The organism is Litchfieldia alkalitelluris, assembly GCF_002019645.1.
GTDB classification, from domain to species: Bacteria; Bacillota; Bacilli; order Bacillales; family Bacillaceae_L; genus Litchfieldia; species Litchfieldia alkalitelluris.
Genome location: NZ_KV917374.1, coordinates 647452 through 664139 on the forward strand (window position 1 = coordinate 647452; position 16688 = coordinate 664139).

The window sequence follows — 16688 nt, forward strand, 5'->3', positions numbered from 1 at the left end:
TCACAACGGGCGTATTTCTCAAATACTGAGGTTGAAAATTCACCATTACGAGTTCTTGGTACCTTAAGCGTGACTTTACCAACATTCAAGAGTAACTCACGTTCATAATAACCATTGCGATAATCACGTCGATCAGCGGACCGCTCATAGGCAGCTACGTTTAAATAGTCATCTCTCTCTTTTTCCATGACATTATTTAATACCAAAACAATCGCAGATTTGATAACTGCTTCAATATCAGAATTTATAACGGATTCTTTTAAATTTTCCAAATCTAGGGTAAACTGTAATTGGGTCATTATTATTCCTCTTTTCTAATGTTTATCGTCGTTGAAAACATTGTAGCCAAGAGTGAATAAAATGAACCCTTTTTCTTTTTACACAATTATACGGACTTAATCGACAGGCAAAGAAATCCGGCGGGAAGATTGGATAATGCGGCGGGTTTGATCCTAAATACGGCGAGAAACGAAGAAAATACGGCCAGAGCAAGAATTTAGGGAATCACAGGCAAAGAAATACGGCGGGAAAAGTGTCTAATCGGGCGGGTTTGATCCCGAAACCGGCGAGAAATGAAGAAAATCCGGCCAGACCTACATCTGGCATGAGGTACTTGGCTCTCAGATTATTTTTCCAAGTACCAACATTTTAAGAGGTTGAAATTTCATTAACGTGAGTAACTAGACTAGAGCCTCATAATACAATACGGCACACATTCCGTCGCATACCAAATAATATAGACTTACTCATATGACCATAAGATCAGCCATTCACCTTCTTCTTGTGTGACAAAAACATCTTGAGAAAGAGTAAACGTACCAAATTTACTTTTAAAAGTTTGGGTAATTGGAATCCTGTAGACTTCTGTAAGTGGATCGGCTTCCCTAGACATTTTCCAAGTTTTAAGAGACTCTGGGCTATCAATTGTATATTCGAATGTACTTACATCGAAATGTCCCATAAACACGTGGTTACGGTCCTGAATATATCCTCTTCTTGTGAATTTTTCCTTCATAAGTGGGTGAAAGAGTTCCCATGCACTAGCAAAGTCGGATTTTTGTTCGTATTTATAAAATGTATCAACGACCTGTTTTGCTTGTGATTCAGGTGTGCTACGAAACATGATTACTAGAATGATAATTAAGAGCAAGAGTCCAAAGCCGATGATAATAATTCCTTTTGGTGATGACTTTCCTCGTCTTTTGTACCTCACGATTAATGCCCCCTAAGCTTGTATATAAATATGGATATGCTTAGGAGGAGTTGTCCTATTCATTTTTTGCGAAGGTGAAAGATTCTATTTTCAGGTTAGCCTCCATGCAAATGAGATTTTGCACCATGGTGTCTGAATATAGTGCATTCACCTAGTGTGGAATGAGCAGAGATCCACTTGACTCCTGCGGGATCTAGCGGTCACGTGAGACCACGCAGGAGCTCAAAAAGACGAGGAGGCTCAAGGGATCGCCCCGCGGGAAGCAGGTGGATCGCAGCTCATGGAACTCCGCTAACTAAGTTATTTTCAGGGAAGACAATCTAATTTAACCCACTAAGCCGCAGCTGTAGCAAGTGTCCTAGGAGTTTAGATGATACAGATTTTAATAGAAACCCTACATCAGCCTTTGAAAGGATTAGAAATAAAAAAAGACCAACCAGGATTGGTTAGCCGTCATTATCGATATTTTTATATTAATATAGTATTATTTCGCAAAAATTTGTTTACGAGGACGGTTTCCGACCTTCACAAAAACAGTACCGTCATTCATACATTTGAAAAAACGTACTCTTACAAGAGTTAACGGCGTCCACACTTCTTTAAATGAATAATAAGGCATCTATATTCCCCCTAATTAGTAGAATAGATGCAACTGGCTGGCATATCTAAAAGACTTAGCCCCTTTAGCTTTGCGTCACACTCTTTCAAGTGTTTTGCCAATTTTTTTACAGTATAGCATGTCCATTGTAAAGTTTATGTAGAAATTTGTCTTCAAAAAGACATTATTTTGAAGTAATTTTTGACAATCTTCCACAATAGTCTAAAAACTCTAGCATTTTTGAATAAAAATATATTGATTTGGGTAAAATATAAATGTAAAAAAATATTTTTATAACTGACATGAGATTACAAAATATTTAGATATTTTCCTGTATACTAACAGTAGGAAGATAAATTACTCCACAAGGAGAGGTTTCTGATGAGAGAGGAATCAAATCCGTTTCTAGTTGGTATGGTTTGGGGCACAACATTAAGTGTTCCGTTATGGCTTTCCTTTTTTGGCTGGATAAAAATTTTCGTTAAGTTCGTTTTATAAGAAGGACACTTGTAACCGTTTACATAATAGTTATGATAAAATGATCCAATGGTACCTGTTGTTACCATTGGATTATTTTTTATGACATCAACAAGCTGACAATCATAGGTGTTTTATAATAAGGTATACAGTAGAGAGAAACTTGTAATTCTCATTTTCTATTCAATAAATTGAGCGTAAAGGGTAGATGGTAAATGAAATTTGTATTAGCTCCAGATTCATTTAAAGAAAGCATGAGTGCAAAAACAGCAGCTCTTGCCATGAAAAATGGAATAACTAAAATATTTCCAGATGCCGAATGTATAATTGTCCCAATGGCGGACGGTGGTGAAGGAACGGTAGAATCACTTGTCGAGGTAACCGGCGGAGAATTTATAAGTACTGAAGTGATAGGCCCCTTAGGAGAAAAGACCATCGCAGAGTACGGAATCTTGGGTGACGAGAATATAGCTGTTATTGAAATGGCAAGTGCAAGTGGCATTCATTTAGTAAAAAAAGAAGATCGAAATCCATTATATACAACTTCATATGGAACCGGCCAACTCATCAAACATGCTCTTGATCAGGGTGTATCCCGCATTTTAATGGGACTTGGTGGAAGTGTGACAAATGATGGTGGTGTCGGAATGCTTCAGGCTTTGGGGGCATCTTTTAAAGACCAATCTGGGGCAGAACTCGCTCAGGGCGGTGGTGCGCTTCGGAGTTTAACATCAATCGATATTTCTGGGCTAGACCCCCGTCTTCAATCGATTAAAATCGAAGTGGCAAGTGATGTGATTAATCCTCTAATCGGAGAAAATGGGGCTTCATATATTTTTGGACCGCAAAAAGGTGCCACATCAGAGATAGTGAAATTACTTGATCAAAATCTAAGTCTCTATGCGGATGTGATTAAATCACAGTTAGGGAAAGAGATTTCCCATGTTGAAGGTGCAGGAGCAGCGGGTGGACTTGGAGCAGGACTACTTGCATTTTTACATGCAGAAATGAGAAAAGGAATCGACCTTGTGATTGAGTATACTCATTTTGAAGAAAAGCTGAGAGAGGTTGATTTTGTTTTTACAGGTGAAGGTAGCATAGATGGTCAAACCCTTTTTGGAAAAACGCCATTTGGAGTGGCCTCGATTGCTGCTAAATATAATATTCCAGTCATTGCGTTTGCCGGAAAAATTGGTGATGGTGTGGAAGCATTATATGATCATGGTTTTACAGCCATAGTAGGTATTCTGAAGGAGTTAACCACTCTTGATGAAGCTCTGTCTTTAGGGGAGCGTAACCTTGAATTTGCTGCTGAAAACGTATGTCGGACGTTGTCAATCGGTATGACAATGAAAAGTGAGTGAGATAGGGACCTGATTCGCTGCTACGAAAACATTTCTAGCGGTGGATTTGGTCTTTTGGCAGGGGATACAAAAAAACCAGCTTAAGTGTAAGCCTAAGTAGTTCAGTTTAGAGGTGCAAAATTGAAAATAGAAGTCCAAAAAGGATTGTTATTTTATTATGTATTTGTTGATATATTCACTGTTAAAATCTCAGTCTTTTCGTAGACACCACATTTTATAAGATTATTCTGAAAATATGTCGTTCTATAAACAGAGCTTATCAACGGTTCATGTTAGTTTTAAGCCTAAGAAGTTTAATCCTTTATTGAATGACGAATGATTCTTAAAATAAGGGGAATTTTGCCCTTATATTGCAAAATACAGCTTAATTAGAGGGGAATAAGGGGAGTTATTCCCGTTAAGCAAGGCACAATCGCCCTCTTTTCATGTTTTCTAAGTAAATAGCGGTAAATTTTCCTTCTATTTTAGTTAATTCCAGTAGGATTTTCTAATTAAAGGAAATTTATCCCCTTATTTATCAGGTCTTTATGCCGATTCCCTCAAGGGTCCGCATGTATCTGGGGATATAAATATGGAATTGCTTATGAAACGGGTGCTTTAGAAACAGTGAACTTGTTATAGAATTTAATCCCTATAAGAGAATGAAAAACCCATAATGGATAGAATCCGCTATGGGTTTTTACTGTCGTCTGCAAGTGAAATCGCTACATAAATCACAAGACCACAAATTTTTATTTCAATGTTTATAAATGGTATGCAAATCAGGGCATGAAAACACCATTAAAAATGGATCAATCGTTATTATATCAACAAAAATAGCATACGAAGTATGTTGCGAATTCGTATGCTAAAAGTATTGTTTTTTCTTGTTTTGTACTCCTAAACTGAAAATCTTAATGTAAGCTGGCCTCATCTTATCTTTTACTCTCTACTAAATCGGCTACAAGAATATACCTCTCAGGTGCATCCCCAATGAAGTCAAACGGATAACATGTAGAAACGGTTAGTGTTGCCTTTGGCTTTGGCACAATGACAGTTCGGTCATCGCTATCGACAATGCGAACCTTCCTGACCTTATAGGTGAACTCTCCAGCAGTGGTGGTCACTATAAGATAATCACCCACTCCAACTTCACCAAGCTTTCGAAATACTGTATCGCGATGTCCTGCTAACACAGAGTTATCATTTTCTCCAGGTAAAACAGAGCCGGCAAAATGACCAACACCTTTTTCTAACTCATCTTCGTCAGTGCCATGATAGATCGGTAGAGTGGAATCAATCTTTGGAATATACAGGTCTCCAATGACCTCGCCAATCTCCGGTTTTTCATCATAAAGAGGGGCAATTCCAGTTGGTTTCACTTTCCTTAGCTTCGTTTTATCAGTCTCAGCTTCCGGTTCAGCAGCATTCACCACTTCAACAGGTGCAGGAGAAGTTGTTTTATATAAAAAATACCCCTTTAAAAACTTATAGCCATTCGACCCTGTGAACCAGATTCCACCAGTAATTAATACAATACTGAAAAAAAGAAGAAGGAACGGTTTGGTTCCTACTCCTTTTATTTCTAATCGCTTATGCAGCATAGTTCTTCTTCCAGCGACGGAATAAGAAGAATCCAAATGCGACAATCACAAGACCAGCTAATGTTTTAACAGGATAGTCAGATGCTGTATTAGGAAGTTTTCCACCTTTTACTGTTTTAACAACAGGTTTCTGGGCTGACTTTTCGTCCTTTTTCACCACAGGTTTTGGTGCTGCTTCTACAACTTTTTCAACCTCTTTAAGATCGTCAGAAACATCTTCAATTAAATTAGAATTAAACTTTTCACCAGTAATGAATAAATCAGCTAGGAAACCTTCATGATTATAAATTTCAATTAATAAATCAGATCCCACTAATTCTGTCATTGCCATGAGAGCTTGTAAATTTAATGGCGTCTTTTCATCACCATTTACAAGATAGTATTGAACATCTAATTGGAAGAGTTGAAGTAGTTCTGTGAAAACAGAAGCAATTTCAGCAAGTTCTTCTGCAGAGATTTCATCAACTGTTTCAAAAGATTCGATTGCATCTAAACGGTCAGATAACTCTAGTAATTTCGCTTCAAATGCAGGGTCTTCAACATCAAGTGTCATCAAATGATCAAAAAGATTCATTAACTCATCTTCTGTTAACCCAATTTCTGAAAGCATTTCATCGAAGTCTGTTGCATATAAATAGTAGTCAGTCATTGCATCTAACTCTTCAATATAAGTATAGTAATCAACAGAATCACCATTTTCTTCAAACAATGCTACGAGCTCATCATAAGTTAAAGCGTAACGATCAAGTAATTCTTGTAAGTTTTCTTCATTGATTGGAGTGTAATTTTCAAACTCAAGATAGTTATATATCGTCCAATCTAATTCATTATAAAATTTATATGCGTCAAGAACCGATTGACCTTCTTCAATCTCACCATATTCAACTAAAAGTGCTTCAAGCTCTTCTAGAGTAATATCATACATAACTAATAGCTCTTCTAGACCTTCCTCAGTTAAAAGAGGACCAAGGAAGTCGTATAATTCATTAATTCCCCAGAAATCTTCTATTAAGTAACCACCTTGGAGCTCAAGATAAGAAACAAGCTCATCATAAGTAAGGTTATAGCTTAACAGTAGTTCTTCTAGATTTTCATCAGTAATTGGTTCAAAACTAGGATCTGAGTAGACATATAAAAGCCAATCAAGGTCATCATAAAAATGAAAAACGTCAAAAACTGTTTGTCCTTCTTCAAGGTCACCATATTCAATGAGTAAAGCCTCTGCCTGTACTAATGTAAGATCATACTCAAGTAATAACTCTTGTAAATTCTCTTCTGTTAAAACAGCGCCAAGAAAAGCCTCTAAGTCGCTAACATTTTCAAAATCGTCGAGTGTTAATTCATATTGTACAAGATATTCAACTAACTCTTCTTTTGTTAGTTCAATTTCTAGCAGAAATTCCTGTAAATCAGTTTCTGATGGAGCTGCAAAGCCAGTTTTAGGTAAAACATTAAGACTAAGAACAACAATAAGTAGCAATGAGAGCAACTTTTTCATTAAAATATAAACCTCCTAATATTTTCTATATCAAGAGGATTATAAGTGTAAAAAAAAGCTTTTGATAGAATTGTTTTTTAGAAATTTTGGCGCTATAATTAAATGCAATTTTTAAAATCAGTTAAATTTTGACAATTTACTACAAGTGAAAAATTTGTGAGAAGAATTACCTTGATAGGAATAAATAGTATATAATTATTAACAATATAACAGAGTCTTTTTAACGTAGAATGTTGGAGGTATTCGATTGTACGGTAAATGGTTTAAAAAAAGTATTCCGAATTTGTTTACACTTTGTAACTTATATGTAGGATTTTTGTCCATTTTTTTCGCAGCTAACGGTGATTTCCGAAATGCTTCAATTTTAATTTTAATCGGAATGATGCTTGATAGCATGGACGGACGATTAGCAAGATTGCTGAATGCGCAATCTGAAATTGGAAAAGAATTAGATTCATTAGCAGATGTTGTGACATTTGGTGTGGCGCCATCCGTGTTAGTCTACTTCACCACCTTTTCAAACCATGGTTTGGTGGGACTACTCGTAGCTGGAATGTTCCCGTTGTTTGGGGCCTTTCGTCTGGCTCGTTTTAATGTCACATCAAAAAATTCGATGCACTATTTTACTGGAATTCCGATTACAGCAGCAGGCGGGATTTTAACATTAGTGGCAATGCTAGAGCCATGGGTTCCATCCATTGTGATCACTAGTACATTTGTGGCTTTATCGTTTTTAATGGTAAGTAAAATAAAAATCCCTAGCTTTAAGGATGTTCCAATCCCAAAGTATGGAACCATTGTAACCACATTATTTATTTTAATTATCTTTCTTGTATACCGAAGTCAACGCTTTGAATATCCAATCTTCTTTTATATAGCCATTGCTTTATATATTTTATTTATGGGATATCATTTTCGAAAGACGAAAAATCAGAAGAAGAGTGAAGCGAAGAAATAGACCAAATTATGAAAGCAACAATGTTTACAAAGATAGCCTAATAAGAAGACCAAATCCTTTGTGGTAACAATGAGCCGCCACTCGGGGATTTGGTCTTTTTGTGGTTTAAATTTAATTATTTTACTTCGTAGTTATGTAATGGCAGTATGTATACTTTTCAAGAATGTAACAAAATGGTTATTGAAGTATATAAAAAGGCCAAACTAACATAACAAGTTTGGCCTCACATTCTAAAACGTCCCTATTTTATTAAAAGGATACATCCGAAAAGCGACCTTGCCCACAACATTATCAACGGGGACAGGACCTATTTCTCGGCTATCACTACTATAATTGCGGTTATCTCCCATCACAAAGATCGAATCCTCTGGAACAACTACCTTTTCAAAGGGAAAATTCATTTCTTCTTTTATATACTCTTCCGCTAACATTTCGCCATTACGATAAACATGACCATCTTTGAACTCCAGGGTATCACCAGCCAAACCAACCACTCGCTTAATCCAAATAACATGACTATCCTGTTCATCCCTAGTAAATGTCCCGACAATGGGGCTATCCATCATATCATCAATCCAGCTTCGCTCATGATCGACTCGGCTATCTATAATGACCATATCCTCATAGCTGGGCTCATTCCCAACAAGGAAAGCACTTTTCAACACAACGACACGATCACCAACTTTACTGGAATCCTTTGGATCTATTCCTTGTAAAGTAGGCTCCATCGAACTCCCACTAACAGAGTAGGGTTGGACAAAAAACGTCGTAACAATAATCGTAAAAACCACTGCGACAAATATAGTTTTAATCCAAGAGAAAACTTCTGCTACCATCTATCTCACTTCCTCTAATTGGTAACTTAATTCTAACATAGAAATTCACCAAATAGACAAATAAAGAACAACTCGCAACTATTTGACAATATTCGGGTGGTGACAGGCACCGGGTTGGGAACCACGGTGTATATCCTAAGACTATTATCCTATAAAAATAGAAGATTAAAGGTTTCATGGAATATGGAAGGAAATATAGATTGCTCATGGATATGCATGTGACGTATGATGAGTCTATCTATTCTAGGGGGTTCACTCATGAAAAAGTTTCTTGCAATCTTTTTTTCTATCATTCTAGTAATTAGTAGTCTCCCGATTTTACCAGCAGAAACAAATGCACAAGGCACTGAACCTAAGGTTCAAGTGAAGCTTGTAAAGTATCTAGGGAATCAAACCCAAATCACATTTAAACCTAATGGCGATTATCTAATTGACTCAAATCAAACAAAGCTGTTGAGTGGGAAAACTTATTCGATTAAGATTGAAAATGGTTCGCTTTCTTTGTATGAAGGGACTACAAAAATAAGTGTTCCGACACCATTTTCTATTTTACCAACTGCTTATAATAACACTTATACAATTAATGGACGAGTATATCATGGTGAAATGGAATTTACGATTGAAAAGGGATTTGTTCGACCGATTAATACCTTATTGATTGAGGATTATTTAAAGGGTGTTGTGCCACATGAAATGTATGGGTCATGGAATAAAGAAGCACTAAAGGTTCAAGCGGTAGCTGCGAGAACATATGCTATAACAAAAACTAACAAAATCATTGATGACACGATTAGTTATCAAGTGTATGGTGGGTACCAATGGCATGAAAATTCAACAGCAGCAGTAAACGAAACAGCTGGTGAAATAGTAACGATCAATGGAAGCCCAATTAGCGCAGTGTATTCGGCAACAAACGGTGGGAGAACCGAGTCAAATGCCAATGCATGGGGTTCAACACTTGTATCTTACTTACCTGTTCAAAATGATCCATTTGATCCAGGAAATGAAACCTGGAATCAGTGGAATATCTCATTGAAAAAACAACAAATTGATACGTCTAAGCTTGATTTAAATAATTATCATTCATGGTGGTCATCAGCTATTGAGGCTGATACGGTGATGATGACAAATATTAAAAAGTGGTTAGGGACTAATGGTTATGCAGGCAAGGATATTAAAATTGTCTCTGTTCCAAAATTAGTTCTACACACTCCCACCTCTGGTGGACGTGTATCAAAAGGAGATATCACAATTCAATTTTTTGTGAAGGATCGATTAGATGCATCAGGTCAACTAGAGTTAATAACATTACAACAAGTAAATGCAACGGCAGCAAGAATTCGTGCCATGGTTGGATTAAGCATAATGAAAAGTTATTTAGTCACATCTCAAACCGAAACGGCTGACAACCTTACTGTTATAGGCCAAGGAAATGGTCATGGAGTCGGAATGAGTCAATGGGGTGCAAAGCGACGCGCTGATGCGGGACATTCATATCAACAGATTCTATCATTCTATTATCCTGGAACAACACTGGTTAAACGATATAACTTAGCAAACCGTGAAATAGTTGCACCGGCACCGACACCAGCACCGACACCAGCACCGACACCAGCACCGACACCAGCACCGACACCAGCACCGACACCAGCACCGACACCGGCACCGACACCAGCACCGACACCGGCACCGACACCAGCACCGACACCAGCACCGACACCGGCACCAGCACCAACACCGACAGCGCCATCAGTCGATAAAACAGCACCGGTTGTGAAAAGTGTGAAGACAACATTGGATTATGGAAAGAAATCTGCCAGCTCCTCATTTCATGTAAATGAAGCTGCTACTGTAACAATGACTGTAACTAACAGTAAAGGAACTGTGGTTAGTAAAGTAACTACAAAACAATCTGTTAAAGCAGGAACGCATAAACGTTCATGGAAAATTGATAAGCTCGGAAACGGAACCTACACAGTGAAAATTGTTGCGGTTGACTCAAGCAAAAATAAGACAACCAAAAAAGAAACCGTAAAAATATTCAAACCTAAAACTGGCACAGTCACAGCAACCACGCTAAATGTCCGAGCGAAACCTTCAACAACCTCTAAAATACTAGGTAAGTTAAAGAAAAATGCAAAGGTGACTATCGTGGCAACAGAAGGGTCATGGTATAAAATTAAATACGGTAAGTCACATGGATACGTTCACAAAAATTATATAAAATAAACTCTTTTTAGTGGTGGGACCTTTTGGTATCACTGCTATTTTTTTTGACAAAATTCGGGTGGTGACAGGCACCGAAACGGGTATCACCACACCGAAAAAAGGAATTTGTTGGGCTTCTGTTGAATTTAATTGTTGTTGATTAATAGAATTGGAGGAACTTGGATGAAGATTTATAATTTTTCCAAAGAGGTTGGCAATGGGATAACGATGTACGATTCTCAGTTTGTGATGTCTCGGATTTTGGTGACGGAAAAGCCTGCCCGGATAGGGTGTATGTATTTAGAGGAGAATGGTGTAATTGGCTATCATTTGGCAACCGTTCCGCAGTTACTATTAATTGTATCAGGAGAAGGTTGGGTTACTGGAGCAGAAGGTGAGACGGTTCGAGTAACAGCCGGAGAGGCAGTCTTTTGGGGAGCCGGGGAAGGTCATGAAACAACAACAGAAACAGGATTAACCGCTATTGTAATCGAATCTGAGGATTTAAATCCTTCTCTATTAATGTCTGAAAGAGAGGAATAAAGATGTCTAAAAGAAAAGCTCTTGTTCTCATCTTTCCAGGATATTGTGAATTTGAAATTGCGGTTGCAATATCGATGTTGAGAAGAACACATGACATTTTTACGTGTGCTTTACAAGACGAGCCTTGTAGATCAGAGGCAGGACTCGTTACTGTGTCAGATTTTAAAGTAAGCGACTTACAACAAATAGAAGAGTTTGAGATTCTCCTCATACCTGGAGGCGATTTAAAACCAATAGCGGATCATGAAGAATTATTTAGTTGGGTGAGAAAGTTCTCTGAAGCAGGAAAAGTTGTCGGAGCAATTTGCAGCGGGATATATGTGTTGGCGAAAGCAAATCTCTTAAATGATTGCTTATACACGGCTACATTATCGAGAGAGCAGCGTCATTTTCTAGGCGGTTTTAAGGAAGAAAATTTTCGATATCAGCCAACGGTCGTAAGTAACAAGATTGTCACTGCTCAGGGACATGGATTTGTTCAATTTGGGATTGATGTTAGTCGTCTTGTTAAAGAAGTTAGTATGGAGGAAATTGATTTTTATCAAGGGAGAAGGAATTCATATATGGAGGGTGAGGGTGAGGTGATTTGAAGAAAGGTCTTTTAATTGTTGGCGGGCTGTTATTCGTTGGTTGTTTATTATTTGTTTTGCGGTTTGGAAGTGCTTTGTATCAGGAAGGAAATCCCGTTCCGATTGTAGGGTCGATTTTAAAATTAGAGTGGTCTGATAGCGGGTTTGAATCGTTTGAGGTGGATCATCATGTTTCAAAGGTAGACCAAGAATATGTCGCGGTTAAGTCCTTCATGGAGGAGCGGGGCTGGTCATTTGTAGAGCAGATGGGTTCGGGGTTCATTTTTGAGAAGAGTGGTGAGGAAACGGTCGTTGTAGAGACGCGGTTGTTTTCACGACATTATTATTTGTGGAGTGTTCCGGAGGGTGTGGGGGAGTGAGGATGGTGTGACGGTTTTTGTCGAATCGTCGATAAGTTGGTGAAAGTGGTTGATAAAACTACTAAATTGGACAATAAAACTAGTAAAGTGGTCAATAAAACCAGTGGTGGTCAATAAAACCAGATAATTGGTCAATAAAACTAGTAAATTGGTCAATAAAACTAGTAAATTGGACAATAAAACTAGTAAAGTGGTCAATAAAACCAGTGGTGGCCAATAAAACCAGATAATTGGACAATAAAACCAGATAATTGGCCAATAAAACCCGAAAAGAAGCCAATAAAAATTGAAACTCAAAAATATTCGACAAAAACTCGTAGATAAACTTCCACACAAGACTTAATCAATACACCATTTTACTAGTCAAGACCCCTAGGAAACACCATTTTCCAAAAAGATATTCATCATAAACCACAAAATCTTTATTTTTTTCAAAAAAACGTAACGAAAAGATTACTTATCCGTTAGTTAAGTATAATCAAACCAATGAGAAGAGAGAGATGAAGATGGAGCATGAATTGATTAAGCGGCAAATCAATGATTGGTATCTTGAATATAGTAATGATATTTATCAATATGTGTTATTTATGATCCGGGACCATAGCCAGGCCAAAGATATAATGCAGGATACGTTTCTTCGTGCTTATTCTAATATTGATTCCTTTCATGGCGGGAATGTGAAGAGTTGGTTGCTTCGGATTGCGCGCAACCTGACGATCGATTATATCCGTAAGAAAAAGCCGATGTCCCTCATTTTTGAAGCAATTCCATTAATTAAGGATAACAGCCTTTCACCAGATCAAACGGTGACCTTGAACGAAACCGAGAAAGAGCTGTATCATGCTCTTGGTAAAATAAAAAGAACGTACCGTGAAGTGATTATTTTACGAAAAATTAAGGAGCTATCTGTAAAGGAAACATCAGATCTTCTTGGATGGTCGGAAAGTAAAGTGAAAACTACGCTATTAAGAGCAATGGCGGCATTAAAAACTCAGCTAGAACAGGAGGGCTATAAGCATGAAACCATATAATGATACAACACCATTTGATGCAGAATTAAAAGGCCTTGGTCAAAAGTTGAGAATTTCGGATCAGGAGCAACGAGATGTTTTAATGAATCTTAATAAAAAACTAGACGAATCCCATGGTTTGCAACCAAAAAAGAAGTTTCGTATAACGCCTTATTACTTTTCCCTAGCTGCTGCTGCCGTAGTGATTTTCATGTTAATTTTACCAAGCATGCTTCAGCAAGGTGAAAACCAATCTGCAGATCTGCAAGCAACAGTCACAGAAATCATCAGCTCATCACCAATTGGGGATATATCGTACAAGGGTGAGGATAACCAAGCTCAGCTAGAACAAATGCAAGCAGCACTAAATGTTGAAACAGCAGAAATGGTAAGTAAAGATGAGGTAGAAGGCATCTTTCAGCGTGACATTATTGTTAACTATAGTGACGAAAGTGAAGAAAAGTATAAGGTCATTATTAATTCAGTCCAAGAAGGTGACACCTATGTGTATACTGGTTACTTTCAAGAATTCGGCGATGAAGAAACCTTTTACAAGCTTGATGCCGAAACAGCTGAATTAATGTTTGGGATGTTTGCTAATTAAAGTAGACATTTATGCTAATAAAAGATAGCATCATGAAGTATGAAAATCGTATTGAAACAGAGTATTTGGAATGAGTGGAGAACCACGCGACGCCTGCGAGATATACGGGGCACAGTGAGACCCGCAGGAGCCTGGCGACGAGGAGGCATCTCCACACTTGATTGTTATGGTAGTACCTTGGAAACACCGATAAAATTAGCCGGTGTTTTTTGTTTTGACAAAAATGTACTTCTCTTTCATTAGTTTCCAATTATTTGACACATCACCCATTTTTTCCTATACTAAAAATAGGTATTTAGTATGTATAGCAACTATTAGCTGGCAAGGTGAGGGATTAAACTTGAGGTTATCGTTTCAAGATTATATAAGTATCAAAATTCATCAAACTGACTTAAGTTTAACAAGCTTTGTTAAGTCTAAATTAGAGCCTTTTAACCTTGCACCGGAGCAAAATTTAATCATGATGCTGCTATGGGAAAAAGATGGAATCACTCAAAATCAGCTTGTTGAAAGCTTGGAAAAAGATAAAACCAATATTGCAAGAATGGCATCCAGTCTTGAAAAAAAGGGATTTATTCAACGAATCCATTGTCCCAATGACCGTCGTTCAGTGAGGTTATATCTAACGCAAGCTGGCAAAGAGCTTGGTGAAAAAGTCATTCCGATTGCAGAAGAGTTTAATGAGATTGTTTGCAAAGGGATCACCGAGGAAGAAATTCTTGAACTCGAAAGACTCCTTGGTAAAATTAATGAGAATGTTCAGAGGCTAATTTAGCCTTTTGTTCAGCTCTTAGTTGCTATAACAACTTAAACATGGAGGGGGACTATAATATGTATGATATCGTCATTATTGGTGGAGGACCTGCTGGAGTAAGTGGAGCAATTTTTTCAGCAAAGGCAGGTAAAAAAACGTTAGTTCTTGATAGCGGTAAAAGTATGACAACACGTGCTTGGGTAGAAAACCATTATGGTGTGAACGAAGTGGCTGGACCTGATCTGATTGAGACTGGGAAAAAGCAAGCAAGCAAATTTGGTGCTGAAATCGTTGAAGGTGCTGTTGTAAACATCACAAAAGAAGACGAAGGATTCACGGTTGCGACTGAAAACCAAGAATTCAAGGCAAAGCATATATTACTAGCAACAGGTGCTTTAACAGATCTTGCTGATAAAATTGGTGTGAAAATCGTTCCAGGAACAGAGCCAAGAATCAAGTCAATCGTTGAAGTCGATAAAGATGGCCGCACAAACATCGATGGAATTTGGGCAGCTGGAACAGTGGCTGGAGTAAGTGTACACACAATTGTAACAGCTGGAAATGGTGCAGCGGTTGCTATTAATATCATTAGTGAATTAAATGGTGAGCGTTATGTTGACCATGATATCTTAAAGTAAGCCGCACAACAGTAATTTTAAGAACCTTACAAGCAGCAAGTCTATGAAAATAGCTAAAATAATAAAAATGGAAAAAATGGTCGGCTTTCTATTTTACCTGGCATAAACATTAAATTGATAAACAAAACGACCTTCAAATTATATGGTGATTTGGAGGTCTTTTTTTGTTGATGTAAAGGGATTTCGATAATATTCTTGGAGCATTTGTAATGCAATTTGGATATGTAAATGTGAGGGTACAATAGACAGAATGTTTACCTCAGCAAAATACACTACATTTTTTACTTGCAAATTGATATACAGAAAATATTGGTTAAGCTCTGTTAAATTTTGAAAGTTGATTATACTATGTTTGGAAAATAAGCGTAGAAATTCCCGTTAAATTGGGAAATACTCATATTTCCATAAAAATAAGGGGAATTTTCCACTTATAGTACCCGAATTTTATAGAGTTTATCATATTTAGAGCGGTTAACGGGAATATCTCCGCTTATATTGCTTGTTAAGCTTCCTTTAGATAGAATAGCGGGAAATTCTCCCCTTATGAAGTCCATACCTACAAAAAGGCTGAGGTCTGCAAACTTAGTAGACGCACTCATTTTAATAGCAAATCAGGCTTGGAAATTTAAACTATTATAAAATCCAAAAAGTGATAGATGGCTTAACTACATCCGCTCCTGAAACATACTCCTCTTTCCGCGGGAAGCTGCTGATCTCCATAGGCGAGAAGCTTTTTTCAACCAAAAATACTCCAGTAAATCTCAGTCGTATCACCACAATAAAATCCTTCTAGCTTACAGTTTTCAACGATGTCCTGTACAGTTCTACTATTTGAGCAAAGCATGGAAAAGTGGCTATCCCAGTGAGTTGTAATCAACAATTGGTGATCATAGGTGAATAAGTTTCGGCAATGGATATATATATTTTCATCGTTTGCAAGATCATCGATATGCTCTAGCTTCCGTTCAGTGCCATGTTCATCACCACACCAAAGCCAATCATGTCCTAGTTTTTGAATGCTTGAAAATATGTCATTCATAATCGTAGTCGGGAATACCCCCTCAGAAGGCAAGGTATATCCTTTTTCTTCGCACACTTCTAAAGTAATTTTGGAAGCATGGTAATCGGCGTACTTCTTTTTTAGACCAGTAATGATGGTGCGTAGACCGATATCTAACTGCTTTAAATCATTCAACCCGGATGAATGTAAGAACGTCTCCCAACTGACCGTTTTAGAGCCAGAAGTTAAAAAAGGATGATAAAATAGATAAACTACTTCTAACACATCTTTGTAATACTCCCTAATCGGAATATCTGCCGGAGCACAAACAGCGTATTTATGAGGAGGTGGTAAGATACGTGGTGAATTTGTCATCACAACACCTACTTCATTTTTTTTATAATAATAACGGTAAGCTTGATTGTTTGACAACTTGATTTTCATTTTATATACTA

At 37.4% G+C, this 16688-nt stretch carries 17 protein-coding genes and 1 riboswitch; of the genes, 10 read left to right on the plus strand and 7 right to left on the minus strand.

The features are described from left to right. From BK579_RS03140 to BK579_RS26650, 3 genes are all read right to left on the minus strand, one after another. The coding region (locus BK579_RS03140) for a transposase (RefSeq protein WP_204524663.1) at positions 1–299 on the minus strand (299 nt) is incomplete at its 3' end. 443 nt (positions 300–742) lie between these two features. Further along, on the minus strand, positions 743–1213 hold the full coding sequence (locus BK579_RS03145) for a hypothetical protein (RefSeq protein ID WP_139365030.1): 471 nt from the start codon (positions 1211–1213) through the stop codon (positions 743–745). 484 nt (positions 1214–1697) lie between these two features. Next, positions 1698–1832 (minus strand): hypothetical protein, encoded by a 135-nt coding sequence (locus BK579_RS26650; RefSeq protein WP_268876449.1) that lies wholly within the window; start codon positions 1830–1832, stop codon positions 1698–1700. A 25-nt stretch (positions 1833–1857) separates the two neighbouring features. Next, positions 1858–1941, minus strand: a riboswitch (cyclic di-GMP riboswitch). 562 nt (positions 1942–2503) lie between these two features. On the opposite strand from BK579_RS26650, the gene BK579_RS03150 reads away from it, so the two are divergent. Next, complete coding sequence (locus BK579_RS03150; RefSeq protein WP_078543483.1) at positions 2504–3652, plus strand: glycerate kinase family protein; 1149 nt, start codon at positions 2504–2506, stop codon at positions 3650–3652. 914 nt (positions 3653–4566) lie between these two features. On the opposite strand, the gene BK579_RS03155 is transcribed toward BK579_RS03150, so the two are convergent. Together BK579_RS03155 and BK579_RS03160 are read right to left on the minus strand one after the other, a co-directional pair. After that, on the minus strand, positions 4567–5235 hold the full coding sequence (locus BK579_RS03155; protein WP_078543484.1) for a class D sortase: 669 nt from the start codon (positions 5233–5235) through the stop codon (positions 4567–4569). Next, a complete protein-coding gene (locus tag BK579_RS03160; protein WP_078543485.1) occupies positions 5225–6733 on the minus strand; it encodes a processed acidic surface protein in 1509 nt (502 codons plus the stop codon). The genes BK579_RS03155 and BK579_RS03160 overlap by 11 nt, the downstream gene beginning before the upstream one ends. A gap of 247 nt (positions 6734–6980) precedes the next feature. On the opposite strand from BK579_RS03160, the gene pssA reads away from it, so the two are divergent. Next, positions 6981–7691, plus strand: a complete 711-nt coding sequence (pssA, locus tag BK579_RS03165) for a CDP-diacylglycerol--serine O-phosphatidyltransferase (protein ID WP_139365031.1) — start codon at positions 6981–6983, stop codon at positions 7689–7691. Positions 7692–7921: 230 nt separating this feature from the next. Here the strand turns inward: pssA and lepB are convergent, their stop codons facing one another. After that, a complete protein-coding gene (gene lepB / locus BK579_RS03170) occupies positions 7922–8527 on the minus strand; it encodes a signal peptidase I (RefSeq protein ID WP_078543487.1) in 606 nt (201 codons plus the stop codon). Between the two features lie 258 nt (positions 8528–8785). Here lepB and BK579_RS03175 point away from each other — a divergent pair, with 258 nt between their 5' ends. The 8 genes from BK579_RS03175 (at position 8786) to BK579_RS03210 (ending at position 15233) form a co-directional block, all read left to right on the plus strand. Then, entirely contained in the window at positions 8786–10756 is a 1971-nt protein-coding gene (locus BK579_RS03175; protein WP_169891042.1) for a SpoIID/LytB domain-containing protein, read from the plus strand. 162 nt (positions 10757–10918) lie between these two features. Continuing rightward, a complete protein-coding gene (locus BK579_RS03180) occupies positions 10919–11278 on the plus strand; it encodes a cupin domain-containing protein (protein WP_078543489.1) in 360 nt (119 codons plus the stop codon). Positions 11279–11280: 2 nt separating this feature from the next. Beyond that, entirely contained in the window at positions 11281–11868 is a 588-nt protein-coding gene (locus BK579_RS03185; protein ID WP_078543490.1) for a DJ-1/PfpI family protein, read from the plus strand. Continuing rightward, entirely contained in the window at positions 11865–12227 is a 363-nt protein-coding gene (locus tag BK579_RS03190; RefSeq protein ID WP_078543491.1) for a hypothetical protein, read from the plus strand. Before BK579_RS03185 ends, BK579_RS03190 begins: the two co-directional genes overlap by 4 nt. Before the next feature lie 500 nt (positions 12228–12727). Next, positions 12728–13258 carry an RNA polymerase sigma factor gene (locus BK579_RS03195; RefSeq protein WP_235848324.1) on the plus strand — a complete coding sequence of 177 codons (531 nt, stop codon included), beginning with the start codon at positions 12728–12730 and terminating at the stop codon, positions 13256–13258. Then, a complete protein-coding gene (locus BK579_RS03200) occupies positions 13245–13841 on the plus strand; it encodes a hypothetical protein (protein WP_078543493.1) in 597 nt (198 codons plus the stop codon). The genes BK579_RS03195 and BK579_RS03200 overlap by 14 nt, the downstream gene beginning before the upstream one ends. A 340-nt stretch (positions 13842–14181) precedes the next feature. Continuing rightward, positions 14182–14616, plus strand: coding sequence for a MarR family winged helix-turn-helix transcriptional regulator (locus BK579_RS03205; RefSeq protein ID WP_078543494.1), 435 nt, complete (start codon positions 14182–14184; stop codon positions 14614–14616). Between the two features lie 56 nt (positions 14617–14672). Next, a complete protein-coding gene (locus BK579_RS03210) occupies positions 14673–15233 on the plus strand; it encodes an NAD(P)/FAD-dependent oxidoreductase (protein WP_078543495.1) in 561 nt (186 codons plus the stop codon). Positions 15234–15969: 736 nt separating this feature from the next. On the opposite strand, the gene BK579_RS03215 is transcribed toward BK579_RS03210, so the two are convergent. Next, positions 15970–16677: a DUF2711 family protein gene (locus BK579_RS03215; protein ID WP_235848325.1), complete on the minus strand. Its 708-nt coding sequence runs from the start codon at positions 16675–16677 to the stop codon at positions 15970–15972. Positions 16678–16688 lie beyond the last annotated feature (11 nt).

Excerpts from the sequence above, each read along its gene's own strand:
- BK579_RS26650 (WP_268876449.1), bottom strand. The coding sequence starts at position 1,832 with ATGCCTTATTATTCATTTAAAGAAGTGTGGACGCCGTTAACTCTTGTA.
- BK579_RS03150 (WP_078543483.1), top strand. The coding sequence starts at position 2,504 with ATGAAATTTGTATTAGCTCCAGATTCATTTAAAGAAAGCATGAGTGCA.
- BK579_RS03155 (WP_078543484.1), bottom strand. The coding sequence starts at position 5,235 with ATGCTGCATAAGCGATTAGAAATAAAAGGAGTAGGAACCAAACCGTTC.
- BK579_RS03160 (WP_078543485.1), bottom strand. The coding sequence starts at position 6,733 with ATGAAAAAGTTGCTCTCATTGCTACTTATTGTTGTTCTTAGTCTTAAT.
- lepB (WP_078543487.1), bottom strand. The coding sequence starts at position 8,527 with ATGGTAGCAGAAGTTTTCTCTTGGATTAAAACTATATTTGTCGCAGTG.
- BK579_RS03175 (WP_169891042.1), top strand. The coding sequence starts at position 8,786 with ATGAAAAAGTTTCTTGCAATCTTTTTTTCTATCATTCTAGTAATTAGT.
- BK579_RS03180 (WP_078543489.1), top strand. The coding sequence starts at position 10,919 with ATGAAGATTTATAATTTTTCCAAAGAGGTTGGCAATGGGATAACGATG.
- BK579_RS03185 (WP_078543490.1), top strand. The coding sequence starts at position 11,281 with ATGTCTAAAAGAAAAGCTCTTGTTCTCATCTTTCCAGGATATTGTGAA.
- BK579_RS03195 (WP_235848324.1), top strand. The coding sequence starts at position 12,728 with ATGAAGATGGAGCATGAATTGATTAAGCGGCAAATCAATGATTGGTAT.
- BK579_RS03200 (WP_078543493.1), top strand. The coding sequence starts at position 13,245 with ATGAAACCATATAATGATACAACACCATTTGATGCAGAATTAAAAGGC.
- BK579_RS03210 (WP_078543495.1), top strand. The coding sequence starts at position 14,673 with ATGTATGATATCGTCATTATTGGTGGAGGACCTGCTGGAGTAAGTGGA.
- BK579_RS03215 (WP_235848325.1), bottom strand. The coding sequence starts at position 16,677 with ATGAAAATCAAGTTGTCAAACAATCAAGCTTACCGTTATTATTATAAA.